Origin of the sequence: Streptococcus sp. 27098_8_134 (assembly GCF_041431675.1) — a bacterium.
Lineage (GTDB): Bacteria > Bacillota > Bacilli > Lactobacillales > Streptococcaceae > Streptococcus > Streptococcus sanguinis_R.
Map to the genome: position 1 here is coordinate 367,847 of NZ_JAPVYD010000002.1, position 20,179 is coordinate 388,025.

Below are 20,179 nucleotides of genomic sequence, written 5' to 3' on the forward strand. Positions count from 1 at the left end.
TTAAAAAGGGCACATAATCTTATGATTATATGCCTTTTTAGTTTGATATAAATATTTAATGGTGAGAAATAAAATGAAAAGAATTAATTGTAGAGATATTTATAAAGAAGAAACTGAAAGATTCATAAAATCACTTAAACGTTTCAGAGAAGCGTGGATGAGCTCACATTCAAACTGGAATGAAGAACTTTTTCAATATGCGGATGATGATTACTATTTTTATCGTTTTTGTGTTGACAGACAAGAAAATACCACCGAGCAGTTATTGATTAATATAATTTGTCGGGTAATGATAGAATATGAGGTAGCTATTGAGGATTCTGGAAATTCTCCTTTTAACTTCATACTCTACTATAATAATAAAAAAATTGGGTTTAGATTTAACGATTTTTACGACTATGGAGATGTTAACAAAATTGTTGAGGAACTTAATCTTGATGGGGCTGTAATACTTAGAACTTGGAAAGTTTCTGATAGATCGGTTGACTGGATATCACATGAGAACAAACAGTACGAGGAGGATGGACTAAAATTAAGAGCAGTATCCATTCATGACTTTTATAAAAACCAATTTGGAGAAGAAGAATACAGAGCATTCATTGCTTCAATAGATGATTATTTAAAGGCTACGAGAGAGATTACAGGTTATCAGTCTATAAGTTTTCTTTCTACTATGAATCTTGCTTCCCTAAAGCTATTTGAGGAAAAGATTCTTGCTGAGTGGGATTATAAAAACTATAGATACCAGATTATTGACGTGAACAATGAATTAGTTCGAAACTATTTATATATTTCACATGATAACACTATTAATGATAATTTTGAAGATATGGAAAAAGCTTATGTAGCAGGTGAACTGTATAGGACAATGGTTGGTGCTAATGAATATGCCGAGAGTTTTATTACATCAGAATGGCTTTATTATTCCCTAAAAGAAAAAAAGAACTTTGATTATACGTCGGTTATCAGTGGATATTTGAAATCCATTGAACAGTTATTGTATCAGATTGTAATGCTGAACATCGATAACAATTGTAAGATAGCCATTAAAAATAATTTACTAAAAAAGGTATATAATAAGAATATCACAGCTTATGAGTCAACTGGTAAAGGTTTTAAGAAGCTTTTAGTAAAAAGAAATGGTAAAGGTTATGAATTTACGCAATATCCTTATATAGACTTTACTAGTCTTCAGAAAGAATATATGGATAGTTCAATTGGGGCATTTGAACACTTCTTACGAAATAATAAGAATATTTTTTCAAACCCACAAAAAGCAAAATTGATTGCTGATATGATTAGTTGCTTTAGAATTGAATGTCGTAACGGTTTCTTCCACACGCATAATCTTAATGATTGGAATTTGGTTGATAAAACGCGACAGAATGCTATTTATCTATATTTCACTCTTTTAGGATCTTGCATAATTCCTGAAGAGAAAAAATATGAGTTAGCAATCCTGGAATATGATGAATTTGACAATCTTTGCAGGAAAATTCGTGGATTCAAACATTACAGTGAGAATTTTATTTTTGAATATGATGATGGCAAAAAACAGAAAGTAATATATGACTTCCTCAATAACACCGCTGAATTTAATGATGATGGTATAGAACACTATGAAAGACTGTTATTTTATAAAGTGGAATCTTTTGAGGGTGCACTTGAGAAGCTTGATGAAGGGATTAGAGAAAATCAGAAACTTTATCTTACAAGAGATAACTTGCCAAGAAAAATCTATGTAGTTCATAAAAAAATGCGAAATTTTGAATTGGAAGAACTGTTATTCTGAAGGCAGCTTGAGCCTCATAAAGATTTTTAAACAGACTTCGAAATTAACACTTACGTTTAATAGTTTAATTCAAATCTTCAGAGGGATATCATTTTGTTTCATAGTATTGGGAATAACAGTCAAGACATGTTGAGTGTGTAGCTCTGCTTGTACGAGCTGAGGCATCAGCGAAGTAGAAGTAGATGCTCCGCCCATGGGATAGGACTAGTAGAATGAGGAGGGAAACCGACGAAATGATACGGTAAGTCTAAACTGCTGAGTGCGTGGCTCTGCTCTTTCGATCTGAGACAGTCGAAAAGTAGAAGGGGATGGTATTGGTATCAATCAATGAGTAACAAAGTAACAGCATGATTCGAAACATTTACTTGTAATTTGCGGAGGAACATCAATATGGATGGAATAACAAAAGATTCTATAAAAACGGCTAAACTAATGAAACAATTATGGCCCCAATTGACCGATAAAGAAGCTATTGATGAAGTAAAAAGATATACGAATGGCAAAAATACTGCAATCTTTACTGAAGTTGAAGGTGACACAATTGTAGGTCTAGCACTATGTTCACTCAGATTTGATTATGTTGAAGGTTGTAAATATAGTCCTGTTGGATTCTTAGAAGGGATTATTGTCGACGAGGAATATCGTTTAAAGGATATTGCTAAAAATCTCTGTACAAAATGTGAGGAATGGGCGAAAAATAAAGGATGTAAGGAATTTGCAAGTGACTGTACTTTAACGAATACGGATTCTATAAGATTTCATCTCAATATTGGATTTCAGGAGGCAAATAGAATTATTCATTTTAAGAAGAAATTATAATTTCAGAACGTGGTCAAAATTTATGTATCTTTAGGAAGTGTGAAAGAATGGACGGACTACGAATTACTTTTCATTAGTTAAGAATATAGTAATGTTGTAAAGTTAATCGAGGAGTTATTGATGGATTTTATTGGTAAGATAGCCATAAATAAAGGATGGTCAGATGATAAAAAATATTGTGTTACAGACCAGAACAATCAAAAATATTTATTGCGTGTTTCTGATAAAGAGAAGTTTGATTCTAAGAAAATTGAATTTGATATGATGGAGAAAGTTGCTTCTCTTGGAGTTCGTATGTGTAAACCGATTAAATTTGAACTCTGTGGTGACGAAGTGCATTCTATACACGAGTGGATAGACGGAAGAGATGCAATGGATACCATTTTAACTTATTCAGAAAACCAACAATACACATACGGTGTAGAAGCAGGAAGAATGCTTAGAAAGATTCATACAATTCCTGCTACAGAAGTTTGTGAAGACTGGGAAATCTTTTTTAATAGAAAAATTGATAATAAAATCTCCAAATACAAAGAATGTCCCGTCCAATATGAAAGTGGTCAAATCTTTATTGATTTTTTGAATGAAAATCGTGAACTGCTAAAGAACAGACCCCAAGTTTTCCAACATGGAGATTATCATATTGGGAATTTCATGATTGGAGAAGATCTTGAGATTTATGTAATTGACTTTGATCGTTTTGATGTTGGAGATCCTTGGGAGGAGTTCAATCGTATTGTGTGGTCAGCTCAAGTATCTCCCTCTTTTGCATCAGGTATGATAGATGGATATTTTGATGACAAGGTTCCAGATTTATTTTGGAAACTTCTTGCCGTTTACATTCTAAGTAACCTAGTTGGTGCTCTTCCATGGGCTATTTCTTATGGAGAAGAAGAAGTATCAGTAATGCAAAATCAAGCTAAGGAAATTTTAGAATGGTATGATTATATGAACCAATTAGTCCCAAGTTGGTATAAGAACAAGAATAATACTGAATAATTTAAACATTGGAATATCAATTTGGAAAAAGAAAAGAATTAAATGAAATCTCAAAATTGAAACTACTATTAAGCCTTGTCTCCAAGGCTTTTTAATATTCTCTGTTATACCTCTTATTCCCAAACTTGAACAATAGCTTGCAATCATTTTTTTAAAATAGTATACTAGGGCTAAGCTATGGAATCGTTTGCATAAAGTTGCGATGAGTTTAAACAGAGAAATCTAGGAGTTGAAAAGTATGGAATTAACAGCCATTTATCATAGACCGGAGTCGGAGTATGCCTATCTTTATAAAGAAGGTCAAGTGCATATCAGAATAAGGACTAAGAAAGAGGATATAGAGAGAATCGTTTTGCACTATGGCGATCCCTTTATTTTTCTTGAGGATTCTTATGAATATGTACAAGAGATGGTCAAGGTGACCTCTGATGCCTTATTTGATTATTGGCAAGTAGCTGTCTCTGTGTGCTTTGCTAGGCTCCAGTATCTGTTTGAGCTTGAGGATAAAAAAGGTCAAAGCATTTTGTATGGAGATAAAGGCTTCACTGACAATAGTCCAGAAAACCTTGCTATAGAGGGCAATGGCTTTAAACTCCCTTATATTCACGAAATTGACGGCTGTCAGGTTCCTGAATGGGTTTCAAAAACGGTCTGGTATCAGATTTTCCCAGAACGATTTGCCAATGGAAATGCTGAACTTACACCGGAAGGAGCTCTAGATTGGGATTCATCTATCAGACCTAAAAGTACGGATTTCTTTGGTGGGGATTTACAGGGGATTATTGACCATCTGGATTATTTGCAAGACTTAGGGATTACAGGGCTTTACCTTTGCCCCATCTTTGAATCGCCAAGTAATCATAAGTACAATACGACGGATTATTTTGAAATTGATCGACATTTCGGAGATAAGGAAACCTTCCGTCAACTGGTGGAGCAAGCTCATCTGCGTGGCATGAAAGTCATGCTGGACGCGGTTTTCAATCATATGGGCGATCAATCTGCTCAATGGCAGGATGTTCTCAAGCATGGTGAAAAGTCAGCTTACAAAGACTGGTTCCACATTCAAGAGTTCCCAGTGACGAATGACAAGCTTGTGAATCCCAAAGAACTGCCTTATCATAGCTTTGCCTTTGCCAGCTATATGCCTAAGTTAAACACGGCAAATCCCGAGGTGAAAGACTATCTCTTAAGCGTTGCAACCTATTGGATTGAACTTTTTGACATTGATGCTTGGCGGCTGGATGTGGCCAATGAGGTTGATCACCAATTCTGGCGAGATTTTCGTAAGGCTGTTTTGGCCAAAAAGCCTGACCTTTATATTCTTGGAGAAGTTTGGCATACGTCTCAGCCTTGGTTAAATGGAGATGAGTTTCACGCTGTCATGAACTATCCTCTATCAGATAGTATCAAGGACTACTTTTTGAGTAGGAGCAAGAAGACCAGTCAATTCATATCTGAGATTAACTGCCAGTCCATGTATTACAAGCAGCAGATTTCTGAGGTCATGTTTAATCTCTTGGATTCGCACGATACGGAACGCATTTTGACGACAGCTCAAGGTGATATCCAGCTTGTTAAATCCGCACTCGCCTTTCTCTTTTTACAAAGGGGGACGCCTTGTATTTATTATGGGACCGAGCTAGAATTAGGTGGAGGTATGGACCCGGATTGTAGACGGGTCATGCCTTGGGACCGAGTTTCAAGTAGCAATGACATGCTCAATTTTATGAAGAACTTGATTCAGCTTCGCAAGGAAACTGCGGACATTATTCAGCATGGGAAATTTACCTTAGAAGAAATCGAGCCTAATGTGCTGGCTTTAGAGTGGGAACATGATCATAAAGCAATCCGGGCTATCTTTAATCAGTCCAAAGAAAATTATTTTTTAGACAGAGATTCAGCTGATTTGGTGAGTCATTGCCAAACTGATGATGAGAAACTTGTCATCTTACCAAAGGGAGTTGTAGTTTATTTTGATGAGTCTTGCTTTTGAGATGTGTTTAGCTAATATCTTAGTCTCATGTTGTATTCTAAGTAAGATAAGTCGAAAGATTATTCTATTTTGTAATTACTGTAATTATCTGTTATAATATCCCTAAGGAGGAAGCAAGATGGCAGTAAAAACTAGAAAACAAGGGAATTCTATAACAATAACGATTCCAAGTGAATTTAATATTCCGAGTGGCGTGCATTACGATGCTAAATTGTTACCGAGTGGCGAAATTGTCTTTACTCCAGAAAAAACTGAAAATCAGGTTACTTATATTTCTGACGAATCTTTTGAATTGGATTTAGATAATATTTTTGATGAATACGATGATATTTTTAAAGCTTTAGTGGAAAAATGACAGTCTATTTAACAGAAATTCAAATTGCAAAGATTAATACTTTAGTTATTCAGCGCTATTCTCCAAAAGAACAAATCAAGACGATTAGTCCATCAGCACTAAATATGATTGTGAACTTACCTGAACAATTTGTTTTTGGGAAACCTCTTTATCCATCGATTTTTGATAAGGCAACAATTTTATTTGTTCAATTGATAAAAAAACATGTTTTTGCTAGCGCTAATAAACGAACGGCTTTTTATGTTTTAGTAAAATTTTTACGATTAAACGGTTATCATTTTACTGTTACGCTTGAGGAAGCAGTTGAAATGTGTGTAAGAATAGCGGTTGAATCACTGTCGGAGCAAAATTTAAAAAGCTACTCAAAATGGGTTTCTGAACATTCGTTTCGTAATGATAACGATTAAGCTTTAACTATGCAAGGAGTGCAATCTTATGCCTAGACCGAAAACTAAAGAAGATTTGATGTTAGCTGCTAAGGAAAACTATGAGAAGCTACAAACTCTCATTTCCAAATTGTCTGATCAAGAATTAAATACACCCTTTGATTTTTCTCGGGATGAAAAGAAGAAAGAGGCCCATTGGAGACGGGATAAAAATCTAAGAGATGTTTTGATTCACCTCTATGAATGGCATCAGCTCTTGTTGAATTGGGTGCATTCCAATCAAAAGGGGCAAGAGCAGCCCTTTCTTCCTGCGCACTATAACTGGAAGACTTATGGCGAGCTGAATCTGGTATTTTGGCAGAAGCATCAAAATACTTCTCTTGAAGAGGCAATTGAGATCTTTCATCAGTCCCATCAAGATGTTTTGGATTTAGCTGGCACATTTACAAATGAAGAATTGTTTTCAAAAGACGTATATAAATGGGTCGGAGGCACTGTGCTAGGATCCTATTTTGTAAGCGCAACTTCCAGCCATTATGATTGGGCCATGAAAAAGTTGAAGGCTCATCAGAAAAATTGTAAAGCAAAATAGTCTGCAGAAGACAAGAATTAGAGAGAAATAAGAATGAAAAAATACAGCAAAATAATCATGTCCTGCGCCTGCCTAGCTTTGACTTTTGGGCTGGCAGCATGCGCTAGTTCCCAGAAAAATAAAGAAACAAGTCAAACTACATCGACTTATTCAAATCTAAACAGTAAAAAGAGTGTCGAAGAAGTCAAGAATTTGTTGGCTGCCGACTTGGATAAAGACAGTGTCGATAACTTTCTCAATCTAGTCAATGACTACAATGGACTTGTTGGTTCTACTGGATTAACGGGCGATTTCACTAAGTTTACCAAAACCGAATATGATGTAGAAAAAATCAATCCTCTGTGGCAGGCAAAAAAGGGCGATTTTATCGGGACAAATTGTCGGATTAATACTTACACTTTGCTGAAAAATAGCATCGACATCCCTCAAATAGAAAAAGATGACGAACTCTTGTTCATAGATAATGATTCGATTGACAAGGGCAAGCTCTTTGATGCCAAGGATAAGGAAGAATTTAATATTCTGTTTTCAAGAGTCAAGACTGAAGCGACTCAAGATGTAAAAGTCCATGCTAAGAAGATGGAGGAATACTTCAAACAGTTCAAGTTTAGCGAAAAGGCGAGGATGCTTTCAGTCATTGTTCACGACAATCTTGACGGTGATTCTCTCTTTGTCGGGCATGTCGGCGTCTTGGTTCCAGATAAAGACGGATATTTATTTATCGAAAAGCTGACCTTTGAAGAGCCATACCAAGCAATCAAGTTTGCGACCAAGGAAGATGTCTACAAATACTTGCAGACAAAATATAAGGACTACACAGGGGAAGGACTGGCCAAGCCCTTTATCATGGACAACGATAAGTGGGTAGAGGGTAAATAGTTTGCTTTAGTTGGCATTAAGAAAATAGAACTGGGAGATTTAGCGTATGGAATTAAAAGATTTTACAGAAAAAGAGCAAGAGCAGATCAATCAAGGCCTTAGCACTGCAGAAATTTCCGATAAAGAAGCTGCCAAAAAGATTCTGGCACTTGTGCCCCAAGAGTGGATTAAGAGGATTCCTTTCTTCGTGAGAGGGCATGCGACGACCAAGACGGTTGAGAGAGTTGCTAAGCAATATCCTGAACTATTCGCTGTTGCTAAGCAGCAAGGCGAACTTCCTGACAAGGAAAGGGAAGAATTGCGCGTGATTATGACAAGCATCTTTGAAGAAAAGATGAATAAGCATAAGATTAAATGAGTACTTACTTTGAAAGAAGTGAGAGCCATAGGAAGTCACTGGAAGCAGTGGCTTTTTCGTTTTTTATGGATATGATGAGGATGGTCACTAAGACTATCTTTAGATGATGGGTTTTAATCGGGCTTTGGGACTATTCTCCATGAGAATTATCGGTAAAAATGATATAATAAACCTATATTTTCTAGAGGAAAAGGCAGGCTATGAAATTACTTTATACAGATATTCGCCATTCTTTGACCAAGGTTTTAGTGGCTGAGGCTGAGAGCTTGGTGGCGGCTGGTAAGCGAGTCTTTTATATTGCGCCAAATTCGCTTTCTTTTGAGAAGGAGCGAGCGGTTTTGGAGTGCCTAGAGAACAAGGCTTCCTTTGCCATTACGGTGACGCGCTTTGCCCAGATGGCTCGGTACTTTGTCCTCAATGATGTTCGGCAAGGGCAGAGTTTGGATGATATTGGTCTGGGAATGCTGATTTATCGGACCTTGACAGAGCTAGATGATGGAGAGCTTAAGGTCTATGGCAGGATTAAGAAGGATCCCCAGTTTATCCAGCAACTGATGGATCTTTACCATGAATTGCAGACGGCCCAGATGTCCTTTGCGGATTTGGAATTTCTTGAGGAGCCTGAGAAGCGGGAGGATCTGGTCAAGATTTTTACAGCGGTAACTGCTGCTCTGAATGAGGGTGATTTTGATTCGTCTTCTCAGATTGCGGCTTTTGCTCAGCATATTCTAGCTGGCGACACAGATGAGGAGCTGGCAGATTTGGCCCTGGTCATCGATGGCTTTACTCGTTTTTCTGCCGAAGAGGAATACCTGGTCAGTCTCCTGCATCGAAAAGGTGTGGAGATTATCATCGGGACCTATGCCAGCCAAAAAGCCTATCGAGCAGCCTTTCGTGAGGGCAATCTCTATCAGGCCAGCGTGGATTTTTTGAGAAAACTGGCCGAGGACTATCAGGTCAAACCTGACTATATTCCTCATGCAGAAGCAGAAGATGCCTTTGGACGGATTTCTAAGATCTTAGAGAGTCGTTATGACTTTTCAGAATCAACGGTTAGTCTTAGTGAGACGGACCGCTCACAGCTTCAAATTTGGGCTACTATGAACCAAAAAGAAGAGCTGGAGTATGTAGCTAAGTCCATCCGGCAGCGGGTTCATGATGGTGTACGCTATAAGGATATCCGTCTGCTTTTGGGAGATGTGGAAGCCTACCAGCTTCAGCTCAAGACCATTTTTGACCAATATCAGATTCCCTACTATTTAGGGCGGAGCGAGTCAATGGCTCAGCATCCGCTGGTTCAGTTTGTCGAGTCCTTGGAGCGGCTCAAGCGCTATAATTTCCAACTGGAAGACCTGCTCAATCTTTTAAAGACGGGGCTCTACGGAGATTTGACTCAGGAGGAGCTGGATCATTTTGAGCAATATCTGCGCTTTGCGGACATCAAGGGTGCGAGCAAGCTAGCTAAGGATTTCACGGCCAATAGCCAAGGGAAATTTGCCCTAGACCGTCTCAATCACATTCGCCGCCGGGTCATGGCTCCACTGCAAGACTTTTTCAAATCCCGCAGCCAGACGGCGTCGGGGCTCTTAGCTAAATTTACAGAATTTGTCCAAGCAGCCAGTTTGTCTGACAATTTGACGGCTCTGCTACAGGGAGCAAGTCAGCAGGAGCAGGAGCGTCATGAGGAAGTCTGGAAGGCTTTCAGCCATGTCTTAGAGCAGTTTGCTCAAGTCTTTGTAGATAGCAAGGTCAAACTGGATGATTTTCTAGCCTTGATTCTGTCGGGTATGCTTTTGTCCAACTATCGGACGGTACCAGCAACGGTAGATGTGGTCAAGGTCCAGTCTTATGACCTGATAGAGCCTTTAGCAGCTCCTTATGTCTATGCGATTGGACTGACACAGGAGCGTTTTCCTAAAATCGCGCAAAACAAGAGTCTGCTTAGTGATGAAGATCGGGCTCGGCTCAATGACGCAACGGATTCTCAGGCGGAATTGCAGATTGCTAGCTCAGAAAATCTCAAGAAGAATCGTTACACAGCACTGTCGCTGATAAATTCTGCTACCAAAGAGCTGGTCTTGTCTGCGCCAGCTTTGGTCAATGAAGTAGAGGACAGCATGTCGACCTATCTGCTGGAATTGACTGCAGCTCCGCTTTCCTTGCCTATCATTGTCAAAAAGCCTCAGGCTTCCAGTGACGATATTGGCAGCTACCGAGCTCTCTTGTCTCAAATTATCGAGCTCCATCAAGAGGAGATTGACCGAGAGTGGACGGCAGAGGAGCAGACTTTTTGGGCGGTGGCTGTGCGTGTTCTGCGCAAGAAATTGGCAGCAGAAGGCATCAGCATGCCGCGAATCAGCAAGGTACTGGAAACAGAGTCTCTGCAGCCGGAAACTCTGCAAGCCCTCTACCCTCAGGAACAGCCTCTCCGACTTTCAGCGTCTGCTCTCAACGAGTATTTCCGGCATCAGTATGCTTATTTTCTCAAGTATGTTCTGCGTCTGCAGGAAGAGTGGACCATTCATCCAGATGCTCGCAGTCATGGGATTTTCCTTCACCGGATCTTTGAAAAGGTCCTGCAAGATGATTCGTCAGCAGATTTTGACCGGCGTTTAGCGCGGGCTATGGAAGAGACCAGCCGAGAGACCGAGTTTGAGAGTATCTACAGTGAGTCAGGACAGACCCGTTTTGCGCGCCAGCTCTTGCTAGATACGGCGCGGGCGACCGGCCGGGTGCTGGCTCATCCAAGCGGGATTGAGACTATTGGCGAGGAGACTGGCTTTGGCTCAGCTTCTAAGCCTTTCCTGACCTTGGAAAATGGCAGAGCAGTGACCGTGAGCGGTAAGGTGGACCGGATTGACCGTCTGACCAAGACCGAGAGTCTGGGAGTGGTGGACTATAAGTCTGGCGATATTAAGTTCAGCTTTGAAAAGTTCTTTAATGGGCTTAATTCTCAGCTGCCGACCTATCTGGCGGCGATTGAGGAGTTAGCAGACTATCAAGAGGATAAGGGTACTTTTGGCGCCATGTATTTGCAGATGACCGATCCGATTGTGGCGCTTAAAGATACTAAGACCTTGACGGATGCAGTCAATCAGTCTATGAAGCCACTCCAGTACAAGGGACTTTTTGTGGCTGATGCTGTCAAGGAGCTTGGTCCGCTCTATGAAAAAAATAAGACAAACTTGCTGAGTCAGGAAGACTTGGACTTGCTGCTGACTTACAATGCTTATCTCTATAAAAAAGCAGCAGAAGGCATTCTATCGGGCCATTTTGCAGTCAATCCTTACACGGAGAATGGGCGCAGCATTGCTCCTTATGTGGAGCAGTTTAAGGCCATTACTGGCTTTGAAGCCAATCTTCATCTGGGACAGGCACGCCAGCTAGAAAAGTTGGATGCAAGCAAGTTTGATAGGCGGCCGACTGGTGAGAAGTTACGCCAGGCCTGGCTAGAAAAGATGAGGGAGGAGCTGGAAAAATGAAGAGAATTCCTTTTTTAACTGCAGAAGAAATTGCTCTTAAGCAAGCCCAAGAAGCTGCTTCGGACAAGCCACAGAAAAAGACGGCAGAGCAGATTGAGGCCATCTACTCCTCTGGCCAGAATATTCTGGTCTCCGCTTCGGCCGGATCAGGTAAGACCTTTGTCATGGTCCAGCGAATCATAGACCAGATTCTTCGGGGTGTTGCTGTCAGTCAGCTCTTTATCTCAACCTTTACCGTCAAGGCGGCAGGTGAGCTAAAAGAGAGGCTGGAGAAGGAACTGGGTCAGGCCCTGAAAGAGGCCGAGAGTCCTGAACTCAAGCAACATTTGGCCCAGCAATTAGCTGATCTGCCAAATGCTGATATTGGTACTATGGACGCCTTTACCCAGAAAGTGCTGAGTCGCCATGGTTACCTGCTTGGTTGGGCACCGAATTTTCGGATTCTCCAGTCTGCCAGTGAGCAGTTGATTCTGCAAAATGAAGTTTTCAGTCAAGTGTTTGACCGTTACTATGACAGCAAGCGTCAGGCTTTGTTTAGCCGTTTGGTAAAGAACTTTACTGGTAAGCGCAAGGATTTATCAGGCTTCCGGGAGCAAGTTTATCGGATTTACAGCTTTCTGCAGTCAACCAGCAGTCCTCAGCGCTGGCTGGAAGAAACCTTCCTCTATGGCTATGAGCACAGTGATTTTGCAGCAGAGAGAGAGAGGATATTTAGTCAAATCAAATCAGCTCTTTGGGAGCTGGAAGCTTTCTTTTCTGCCCATCTGGAGCATGAGGGAAGAGAATTTGCAGGTGCTAAATATCAGGAAAATGTCCAAGACGCTCTGACCGTCTTAGCAGGCCTGAATGAACTGTCACCGATAGAGCAAACAGCTCAGATTCTCAAACAGATTGTGGCACTTTCCCAACTGTCCAATGGCCAGTCCTTTACAGCTCGGGTTGGCAAGAATGCAGACGAGCTCAAAAAAGAGATGGCCAAGGACTACAATGAAGCCAGAAAGCCTATGATTGAACGGCTGCGTAGCTTTGACCAGCAGCTTTATCAGCTGGACTTTATCGAGCAGCATCAGGATGAGTGCCTGCCTCTGGTTGAGCTTCTGCGGGATTTTGTGGCGGACTTTGCACAGGCTTACTTGGAGCGTAAGAAAGCAGAAAATGCCTTTGAATTTGGTGATATCAGCCATTTTGCTATTGAGATTTTAGAGACTTTTCCAGAGGTGCGGCGCTTTTATCAGGAACGCTACCACGAGGTCATGGTGGATGAGTATCAGGATACCAACCACACGCAGGAGTGCATGCTGGACTTGCTTTCTAGGGGCCAAAATCGCTTTATGGTGGGTGATATCAAGCAGTCTATCTACCGTTTCCGTCAAGCTGACCCGCAGATTTTCAGTGATAAGTTTAAGGCCTATCAAGAGGATAGCAGTCAGGGCAAGCTAATCGTCCTTAAGGAAAATTTCCGCAGTCATCTTGAGGTGCTGGAAGCGACCAACGATGTTTTCAAACGCCTGATGGATGAAGAAGTCGGGGAAATTGACTACAATGAAACCCACTATCTGGTGGCTGGCAATCCAGCTAAATGTGAGCCTAATCCAGCTAACCTCGCTTCCTTCCTAATCTATGAAGGATCCAAGGAGAGCCTGGAAGAGGAGGGTGATGAGGGCTTGCCGCAGGCAGTATCAGCTGGGGAAGTGGATCTAGTTATCAAGGAAATTATCCGCCTGCACAATGAAGAAGGAGTGGCTTTTAAAGATATCACGCTGCTGACGGCTTCCAGAACCCGCAATGATTTGATTTTAGCTGCCTTTGAGCAGCACCAAATTCCGCTGGCACCAGATGATGGCGCCGCAAACTATCTGCAGTCAGTGGAGGTTTTGGTTATGCTGGATACCCTTCGGACCATCAATAATCCACTGAATGACTATGCCCTGACTGCCCTTCTCAAGTCTCCCATGTTTGACCTTGGTGAGGACGAGCTGGCTCGGCTGTCCCTGCAGGCCAGTCAAGAGCATTCTCAGGAAAATCTTTATGAAAAGCTGGTTCATGCCCTTCAAGGAAGAGGTTTGAACTCTGATTTAGTCACTCAGGAACTGCAGAAAAAGCTGCAGTATTTCCATGAGACCCTGCAAAGCTGGCGGACTTATTCCAAGACGCATTCGCTGTATGACTTGATTTGGAAGATCTACCAGGACCGTTTCTACTATGACATGGTGGGGACTCTGGCCAATGGTGCCCAGAGACAGGCCAACCTCTATGCCCTCTCTTTGCGGGCTAATGAGTATGAAAAGTCTAGCTTTAAAGGTCTCTCTCGCTTTATCGGGATGATAGACCGTATCTTGGAAAATCAGCATGATCTAGCCAGTGTGCCAGTGGCGACGCCTAAGGACGCCGTTCGTCTCATGACCATTCATAAGAGTAAGGGGCTGGAGTTCAAGTATGTTTTCCTGCTCAATATGGACAAGGCCTTCAACCGTCAGGATAGCAGCTCTGCTATTATCCTTAGCCGGACCAAGGGAATTGGCATCAAGTATGTGGCGGATGTATCGGTGTCTGTGGAAGATCCCTATGCACCGAATCAGCTGCGCATTTCCATGGATACGCTGCCTTATCAGCAGAATCTAGCGGAGCTGCAGTTGGCTAGTCTGTCTGAGCAGATGCGTTTGCTTTATGTGGCCATGACGCGGGCTGAAACCAAGCTCTATCTGGTCGGCAAGGGCAGTCAGGAGGTTTTGGATAAGCGTCAGTGGGGCAAGAGCCAACAAGGGCGTTTGTCTGCCAGTCTGCGCAACCAGCTCAGTAATTTCCAAGACTGGCTCTATGCCATTCAGGCTGTTTTTTCCGATAAGAATCTTGCCTACGAGACCCGTTTTGTAACTGATAAGGAGCTAACTGCTGAAGAGATAGGACAGATTAAGGAACCTGTACTCTTTCCAGCGGATGATTTGGCGGATAATCGTCAGACGGATGACATCCGTCGGGCTCTGGATATTTTAGAAAGCGTGGATCGATTTAATAGCCAGTATCGCTCTGCTATTGAGTTACCTAGTGTACGAACTCCAAGCCAGATTAAGAAGTTTTATGAGCCAATCATGGATACGGATGGCCTGGATATCATGGATGAGCGAGCAGCTTTTCGGCCTCAGCCCAGCTTTGAGTTGCCTGATTTTGGCAAGAAAGCCAAAGTGACTGGAGCGCAAGTCGGCAGTGCTGTTCATGAACTCATGCAGCGGATTACTTTGGATAGCAGGCCCAGTATGGCTGTACTTCGTTCTGCCTTGGCTCAGGTTCAGGCCGATGAAGCGGTCAAAAAGCAGATTCAGCTGTCTAAGATTGCATCTTTCTTCGAGACAGATTTGGGACGACTCTTGATTGAGAACAGTGATAGAGTTCGTCGAGAAGCACCATTTGCCATGCTCAAGAGAGATGAGGCCAGCGGTCAGGAATTTGTTTTGCGGGGGATTTTGGATGGTTACCTGCTCTTTGAAGACCGGATTATCCTTTTTGACTACAAGACGGATAAATATAAGGAGCCATCTGAGTTGATTGCTCGCTACCATGGCCAGCTAGACTTATATGCTCAAGCTCTCAGCCGTTCTTATGGTATTTCTCAGATTGAAAAATATTTGATTTTGCTAGGCGGTGAGCAGCTGCAGGTGGTTAGGGTGGATTGATTAGTTTGTCATGTCCAGAAAGGAAGGAAAGCTGTGGAACAGTTAGAACGCATTCAAAAAATGGAAAAGCACCTGAATAAATATTCTCAGGTATTGGCAAGAGCTCAGGAAGCTTTATCTGAGCTGGAGCGCTACCAGTCAGATTATATCCAGCTGAGGGACTACTATACTGGTCAGGAATTTTTTGATGATTTAGAATTCTCGAATGGACCAGATTTCCCTAAAAATATAGCTTGCGGCGTCTTAAGCGAAGATGCTGTCTATGATCTGATGGGGGAGCATTTTGAAACAGCGATTAATCTGTTGGATTTGTCTAGCTCTATGCTGAAAGAACGTTAATTTATTTAGAAAGGAAAAAAATAATTAATTTTTTTCAATTTTCCTCTTGATTTTTAATAAAAATTCATGTAGAATATTCAACAATAAATTGAAAGCGATGAGAGAAAAAGTCTAAGATAAGAAACAGAGAGTGCCTGATGGTGAGACGGCATGCAATCCTTAGACGACACATTCTTGAGTGCGGATGCGAAATCAGTCAGCAGTCTGAGACTAGTGTCCGACGGCTGATTGCCGTTATCAATCTGGAGTCTCGTACTCCCAGAGGGTCCTCAGGCGACTGAGGTCCGAATAAAGGTGGAACCGCGTGTCAACGTCCTTGCAAAGTTTTTTTGCGAGGGCTTTTTATTATATTTAAACTAGAAGATTCCCCCTATTTTCCTTTAGCAAAGCGGTAAATTTCGTTTTTCATTTAATTAGAAGTTTTAAAAGATAATCAGAGTCAGATAATGGCTAGTGTGTGAAAGAGAGGTGGCAAGATGGTTAAGCTAAATGGTCTCAGGCAGATCAATCCCTATGTAGCGGGGCAGCAGCCCAATGAGCCAGACATGATTAAGCTCAATACCAATGAAAATGCTTATGGACCAAGTCCTAAAGTAGCAGAGGCCCTGCAGAACTTTGATGCCCAGGACTTGCGCAAGTATTCCAGTTTGGATCAGGCAGAGCTCTGTCAGGCTTTGGCGACAAACTTGGGTGTATCGCCCGACCAGCTCATTATTGGTAACGGCAGTGACGACATCTTGTCCATGGCTTTCCTGGCCTTCTTTAACAGAGGCGAGTCGGTCTTGTTTCCGGATTTGACCTATGGTTTTTACAAGGTCTGGGCGGACCTCTACTACGTGCCTTTTCGAGAAATCCCACTGACAGCTGATTTTGAGGTCCATCCTTCCGATTATTTTGGAGATAATGGCGGCATTATCCTAGCCAATCCCAATGCCCCGACGGGGATCTATCTGACGCTGGATCAGTTGGAAGAAATTCTAGCGTCCAATCAAGATGTGGTCGTGGTGGTGGATGAGGCTTATATTCACTTTGGCGGTCAATCTGCCCTGCCTCTTCTAGAAACCTATCCCAACCTCTTTATCACACGGACCTTTTCCAAGGATGCGGCCTTGGCTGGTCTGCGGGTGGGCTACGGCATCGGCCATCCAGACTTAATAGCTGTCATGAAAGCTGTCAAGGACTCCATCAATCCTTACTCAGTGGATATGTTAGCAGAGCGCTTGGCTCTTGCAGCGGTGAAAGATTGGGATTATTATTTGGAGACCGGCAGAGCCATTCGAGAGACCCGAGATTGGTTTGCTGGAGAATTGGCTGCGCTGGATTTCCAAGTCCTGCCTAGTCAGACCAACTTTGTCCTAGCTCAGCCAACTAGAATCTCTGCAGCAGAGCTTTTCCAGCAGCTAGAGGAGCGTCGGATTTATGTGCGGTATTTTCCAAAAGCAGAGCGAATCAAAGACTTTCTGCGCATTTCCATCGGACGGCGAGAGGAGATGGAAACTGTCCTAGAAGCTATCAAGGAAATTTGCAGCAGCTGAGAGTTTGACTCAAAGCCAGCTAGTGTAAGAATAGAGCAAGAAAGGAAAGCAGCCTATGAATAAAATCACCCTTCCAATTGGCATGCATGACAAGCTTTTCAAGAGGGCACGTGTGACCTACGAGATTGAGCGGGACATCAGCGATTTTCTGATGGCTCAGGGCTTCAATCGGATTGACACGCCGACTTTGGAGCACTTCGAGGTCTTCAGTGACCATGTGGAGCCCCATCATTATCATCTTTTCGATAAAAAAGGCGAGCTATTGGTGCTACGGCCAGATGTGACCAGCCAGATTGGTCGGGTTATTGCATCGACCAGGGTTCATACGCCAACCAAGTTTTCTTATTCAGGCAAGGTCTTTCACTATCAAGAAGAGCTGCGTGGTCTTGCCAACGAGCTCAGCCAAGCTGGTATTGAGATTATTGGCTATCCAGCTCGCGAAGCGGTGCTTGAGGCTATCAAGACAGCCAAGCAGTCGCTGGATTTAGCGCAGGTTAAGTCTTATCAGTTCGAGTTTTCCCATGCGGCGATCCTGCAGACCATCCTAGAGAGTCTGGCCTTGGATTCGCAGGAGGAGGCCCAGCTGCTTGATTATATTCGCAAGAAAAATCGGACAGGACTCTTTGAATTCACCCAGACCAGACCTAGTGAATTTGATGATTTTTTGCAGGAGCTGCCCTATTTGTTTGGTCCTAGCCAACAGGTTTTAGCTAGGGCTAGAGAGATAGTTGACAACGAGCGGATATTGATGGCTTTAGATGATGTGGAGCAAGTTTTGCGGAGCCTATCAGGCTTGCTGGATCAGACAACTATGGACTTGGGGCAGGTAGCGGCTATGCCTTACTATACTGGCCTTACCTTCAAGGTCTTTGGCGACCGAGTACCAGATGCCTTTCTATCTGGTGGTCGCTATGACCAGCTTTTCAAGCGCTTCGGGGCAGCAGAGCTGACAGCTATCGGCTGGTCCCTAGACATTGACAGTGTTTATCAAGCCATTCATGATGACCTGCCGGACGAGGGCGGAAAGGAAGGTGATGGCAGATGAGTCAGATTACCATTGCCCTGACCAAGGGGCGGATTGAGGAAGATACGGTCAAGCTCTTGACCCAGGCTGGCTTTGATATGTCCTTCATGGCAGACAAGGGGCGCAGCTTGATTTTTGAAAGTCCAGACAGTCGCTTTCGCTTTCTTTTGGTCAAAGGGCCTGACGTGACGACCTATGTGCGCCATGGAGTCGCTGATTTGGGTATTGTCGGCAAGGACATTCTCTTTGAGCATCCGACTGGCTATCTGGAGCTGCTGGATCTGAACTTTGGCCTTTGTAAATTCTCACTGGCCTCGGTGCCTAGCTACGACCCTCATGATCACAAGCGCAAGCGGATTGCGACCAAGTACCCGACGGTGGCGACTGATTATTTTAATCAAAAAGGGGAAGATGTGGAAATCATCTCCATTCAAGGAAGTGTGGAGATTTCACCAGTGCTGGGTCTGGCGGATGCTATTGTCGATATTGTGGAGACGGGGCATACCCTGTCAGCTAACGGCCTGCAGGTTTTTGAAGACATTTGTCGGGTGTCTGCCCGGCTCATTGCTAATCAGGCTTCCCTGAAAAATAACCCGGATATCATGCCTTTTGTGGCAAGGATTGAATCCCTAGTAGGAAGAAGAGAGGTGGCTTTTAAATGACAATTATCAAACGTTTAAGCGGAAGTAACGAAGAAATTTCACGGATTTTATACGAAGAGCAGCTGCAGCTCAGCCAACAAAACTTAGATGTGGAAGAAGCAGTGGCTGAGATTATTGAAACGGTCAAACAGGACGGTGACCAAGCTTTGAGAGACTATACCATGCTCTTTGACAAGGTTGAGGTGACAGACTTTGAAATTTGGCAGGAGCTAATTGACAAGGCCTTTGAGGAGATTGACCAAGAGGTCTTGATAGCCCTGAAAAATGCCCAAGCTAATATCGAATCCTACCACCGCCAGCAGTTGGAGACTGGTTTTGAGGACAGTCCCAGTGAGGGCGTTATCCGTGGTCAGTTGATTCGACCGATTGAGCGGGTCGGCACCTATGTACCTGGGGGCACCGCAGCCTATCCTTCCTCCGTTCTCATGAATGTTATCCCAGCTAAGATTGCCGGTGTCAAAGAAATCATCATGATTACACCGCCCCAAGAGCACTTTACCCCAGCGATTTTGGTCGCAGCCAAGCTAGCTGGTGTGGATCGGATTTTCCAAATTGGCGGAGCCCAAGGTGTAGCAGCTTTAGCCTACGGTACTGAGAGCATTCCCAAGGTGGATAAGATAACTGGGCCGGGCAATATCTTTGTGGCTACGGCCAAGAAGATGGTCTATGGTGTCGCGGGAATTGACATGATTGCTGGACCTTCGGAGATTGGAGTCATTGCAGATAGCTCAGCCAGTCCAGTCTATGTGGCTGCCGACCTTCTTTCGCAAGCTGAGCACGACAAGCTGGCTCGGGCTATTCTGGTGACCGACTCGGAGGAGCTGGCAGACCAAGTCGAAGCAGAGCTGGACAGACAGTTGAAAGAGCTGCCGCGAGAGGAAATCGCGCGTGCTTCGATTGAGAACAACGGCCGCATTATCCTTGCCCCTTCTAAGGAATCTATGTTTGAGCTCATGAATCAGGTGGCACCGGAGCATTTGGAAATTGCCATGGATGATGCTTACAGCTATCTGGATCAGGTTGAAAATGCTGGCTCTGTCTTTCTGGGACATTATACTAGTGAGCCAATTGGTGACTACTATGCGGGAGCCAATCACGTTTTGCCGACCACCAGCACCAGCCGCTTTTCATCAGCTCTGGGAGTCTATGACTTTATCAAGCGCATCCAGTACACCCAGTACAGCCGTGCTGCTGTAGGGGCGGCTGACAAGGATATTACCAGTCTGGCCTATGCAGAAGGCCTGCAGGGACATGCCAAGGCCATCGAAGCCCGCAGACAGGAAAAATAGA

At 43.1% G+C, this 20,179-nt stretch carries 16 protein-coding genes; all 16 read left to right on the forward strand.

The annotated features are described in order from the left end of the window. Positions 1–73: 73 nt before the first annotated feature. The 16 genes from O3620_RS06315 (at position 74) to hisD (ending at position 20,178) form a co-directional block, all read left to right on the forward strand. A complete protein-coding gene (locus tag O3620_RS06315; RefSeq protein ID WP_048771495.1) occupies positions 74–1,792 on the forward strand; it encodes a hypothetical protein in 1,719 nt (572 codons plus the stop codon). A gap of 390 nt (positions 1,793–2,182) precedes the next feature. Beyond that, complete coding sequence (aac(6'), locus tag O3620_RS06320; RefSeq protein ID WP_002912789.1) at positions 2,183–2,611, forward strand: aminoglycoside 6'-N-acetyltransferase; 429 nt, start codon at positions 2,183–2,185, stop codon at positions 2,609–2,611. Between the two features lie 120 nt (positions 2,612–2,731). Continuing rightward, a complete protein-coding gene (locus tag O3620_RS06325) occupies positions 2,732–3,610 on the forward strand; it encodes an aminoglycoside phosphotransferase family protein (protein ID WP_002918778.1) in 879 nt (292 codons plus the stop codon). Positions 3,611–3,848: 238 nt separating this feature from the next. Next, complete coding sequence (locus O3620_RS06330) at positions 3,849–5,606, forward strand: glycoside hydrolase family 13 protein (RefSeq protein WP_002918779.1); 1,758 nt, start codon at positions 3,849–3,851, stop codon at positions 5,604–5,606. Between the two features lie 118 nt (positions 5,607–5,724). Further along, positions 5,725–5,961 (forward strand): AbrB family transcriptional regulator, encoded by a 237-nt coding sequence (locus tag O3620_RS06335; protein WP_002897305.1) that lies wholly within the window; start codon positions 5,725–5,727, stop codon positions 5,959–5,961. Next, positions 5,958–6,368, forward strand: coding sequence for a type II toxin-antitoxin system death-on-curing family toxin (locus tag O3620_RS06340; RefSeq protein WP_002918780.1), 411 nt, complete (start codon positions 5,958–5,960; stop codon positions 6,366–6,368). Before O3620_RS06335 ends, O3620_RS06340 begins: the two co-directional genes overlap by 4 nt. 28 nt (positions 6,369–6,396) lie before the next feature. Then, positions 6,397–6,939 carry a ClbS/DfsB family four-helix bundle protein gene (locus tag O3620_RS06345; protein WP_371601546.1) on the forward strand — a complete coding sequence of 181 codons (543 nt, stop codon included), beginning with the start codon at positions 6,397–6,399 and terminating at the stop codon, positions 6,937–6,939. Between the two features lie 33 nt (positions 6,940–6,972). Then, entirely contained in the window at positions 6,973–7,818 is an 846-nt protein-coding gene (locus O3620_RS06350; protein ID WP_002897309.1) for a DUF4300 family protein, read from the forward strand. Between the two features lie 46 nt (positions 7,819–7,864). Further along, positions 7,865–8,176 carry a hypothetical protein gene (locus tag O3620_RS06355; protein WP_002897311.1) on the forward strand — a complete coding sequence of 104 codons (312 nt, stop codon included), beginning with the start codon at positions 7,865–7,867 and terminating at the stop codon, positions 8,174–8,176. 200 nt (positions 8,177–8,376) lie between these two features. Continuing rightward, positions 8,377–11,658 carry an ATP-dependent nuclease subunit B gene (rexB, locus tag O3620_RS06360; RefSeq protein ID WP_002918783.1) on the forward strand — a complete coding sequence of 1,094 codons (3,282 nt, stop codon included), beginning with the start codon at positions 8,377–8,379 and terminating at the stop codon, positions 11,656–11,658. Further along, positions 11,655–15,329 (forward strand): helicase-exonuclease AddAB subunit AddA, encoded by a 3,675-nt coding sequence (gene addA, locus O3620_RS06365; RefSeq protein WP_002918784.1) that lies wholly within the window; start codon positions 11,655–11,657, stop codon positions 15,327–15,329. The genes rexB and addA overlap by 4 nt, the downstream gene beginning before the upstream one ends. Positions 15,330–15,362: 33 nt before the next feature. Continuing rightward, positions 15,363–15,668, forward strand: coding sequence for a DUF4298 domain-containing protein (locus tag O3620_RS06370; RefSeq protein WP_371601547.1), 306 nt, complete (start codon positions 15,363–15,365; stop codon positions 15,666–15,668). A 476-nt stretch (positions 15,669–16,144) separates the two neighbouring features. Next, a complete protein-coding gene (hisC, locus tag O3620_RS06375; protein WP_371601548.1) occupies positions 16,145–17,203 on the forward strand; it encodes a histidinol-phosphate transaminase in 1,059 nt (352 codons plus the stop codon). A 55-nt stretch (positions 17,204–17,258) separates the two neighbouring features. Further along, positions 17,259–18,248 carry an ATP phosphoribosyltransferase regulatory subunit gene (locus O3620_RS06380; RefSeq protein WP_371601549.1) on the forward strand — a complete coding sequence of 330 codons (990 nt, stop codon included), beginning with the start codon at positions 17,259–17,261 and terminating at the stop codon, positions 18,246–18,248. Continuing rightward, complete coding sequence (gene hisG, locus O3620_RS06385) at positions 18,245–18,889, forward strand: ATP phosphoribosyltransferase (RefSeq protein ID WP_371601550.1); 645 nt, start codon at positions 18,245–18,247, stop codon at positions 18,887–18,889. The genes O3620_RS06380 and hisG overlap by 4 nt, the downstream gene beginning before the upstream one ends. Further along, complete coding sequence (hisD, locus tag O3620_RS06390; protein ID WP_371601551.1) at positions 18,886–20,178, forward strand: histidinol dehydrogenase; 1,293 nt, start codon at positions 18,886–18,888, stop codon at positions 20,176–20,178. The genes hisG and hisD overlap by 4 nt, the downstream gene beginning before the upstream one ends. Position 20,179 lies beyond the last annotated feature (1 nt).

Bases quoted from the DNA above. Each gene is read 5' to 3' on its own strand.
- O3620_RS06340 (WP_002918780.1), top strand. From the start codon at position 5,958: ATGACAGTCTATTTAACAGAAATTCAAATTGCAAAGATTAATACTTTA.
- hisG (WP_371601550.1), top strand. From the start codon at position 18,245: ATGAGTCAGATTACCATTGCCCTGACCAAGGGGCGGATTGAGGAAGAT.
- O3620_RS06325 (WP_002918778.1), top strand. From the start codon at position 2,732: ATGGATTTTATTGGTAAGATAGCCATAAATAAAGGATGGTCAGATGAT.
- hisD (WP_371601551.1), top strand. From the start codon at position 18,886: ATGACAATTATCAAACGTTTAAGCGGAAGTAACGAAGAAATTTCACGG.
- addA (WP_002918784.1), top strand. From the start codon at position 11,655: ATGAAGAGAATTCCTTTTTTAACTGCAGAAGAAATTGCTCTTAAGCAA.
- O3620_RS06350 (WP_002897309.1), top strand. From the start codon at position 6,973: ATGAAAAAATACAGCAAAATAATCATGTCCTGCGCCTGCCTAGCTTTG.
- O3620_RS06315 (WP_048771495.1), top strand. From the start codon at position 74: ATGAAAAGAATTAATTGTAGAGATATTTATAAAGAAGAAACTGAAAGA.
- O3620_RS06330 (WP_002918779.1), top strand. From the start codon at position 3,849: ATGGAATTAACAGCCATTTATCATAGACCGGAGTCGGAGTATGCCTAT.
- O3620_RS06335 (WP_002897305.1), top strand. From the start codon at position 5,725: ATGGCAGTAAAAACTAGAAAACAAGGGAATTCTATAACAATAACGATT.
- O3620_RS06345 (WP_371601546.1), top strand. From the start codon at position 6,397: ATGCCTAGACCGAAAACTAAAGAAGATTTGATGTTAGCTGCTAAGGAA.
- rexB (WP_002918783.1), top strand. From the start codon at position 8,377: ATGAAATTACTTTATACAGATATTCGCCATTCTTTGACCAAGGTTTTA.
- hisC (WP_371601548.1), top strand. From the start codon at position 16,145: ATGGTTAAGCTAAATGGTCTCAGGCAGATCAATCCCTATGTAGCGGGG.
- O3620_RS06380 (WP_371601549.1), top strand. From the start codon at position 17,259: ATGAATAAAATCACCCTTCCAATTGGCATGCATGACAAGCTTTTCAAG.
- O3620_RS06355 (WP_002897311.1), top strand. From the start codon at position 7,865: ATGGAATTAAAAGATTTTACAGAAAAAGAGCAAGAGCAGATCAATCAA.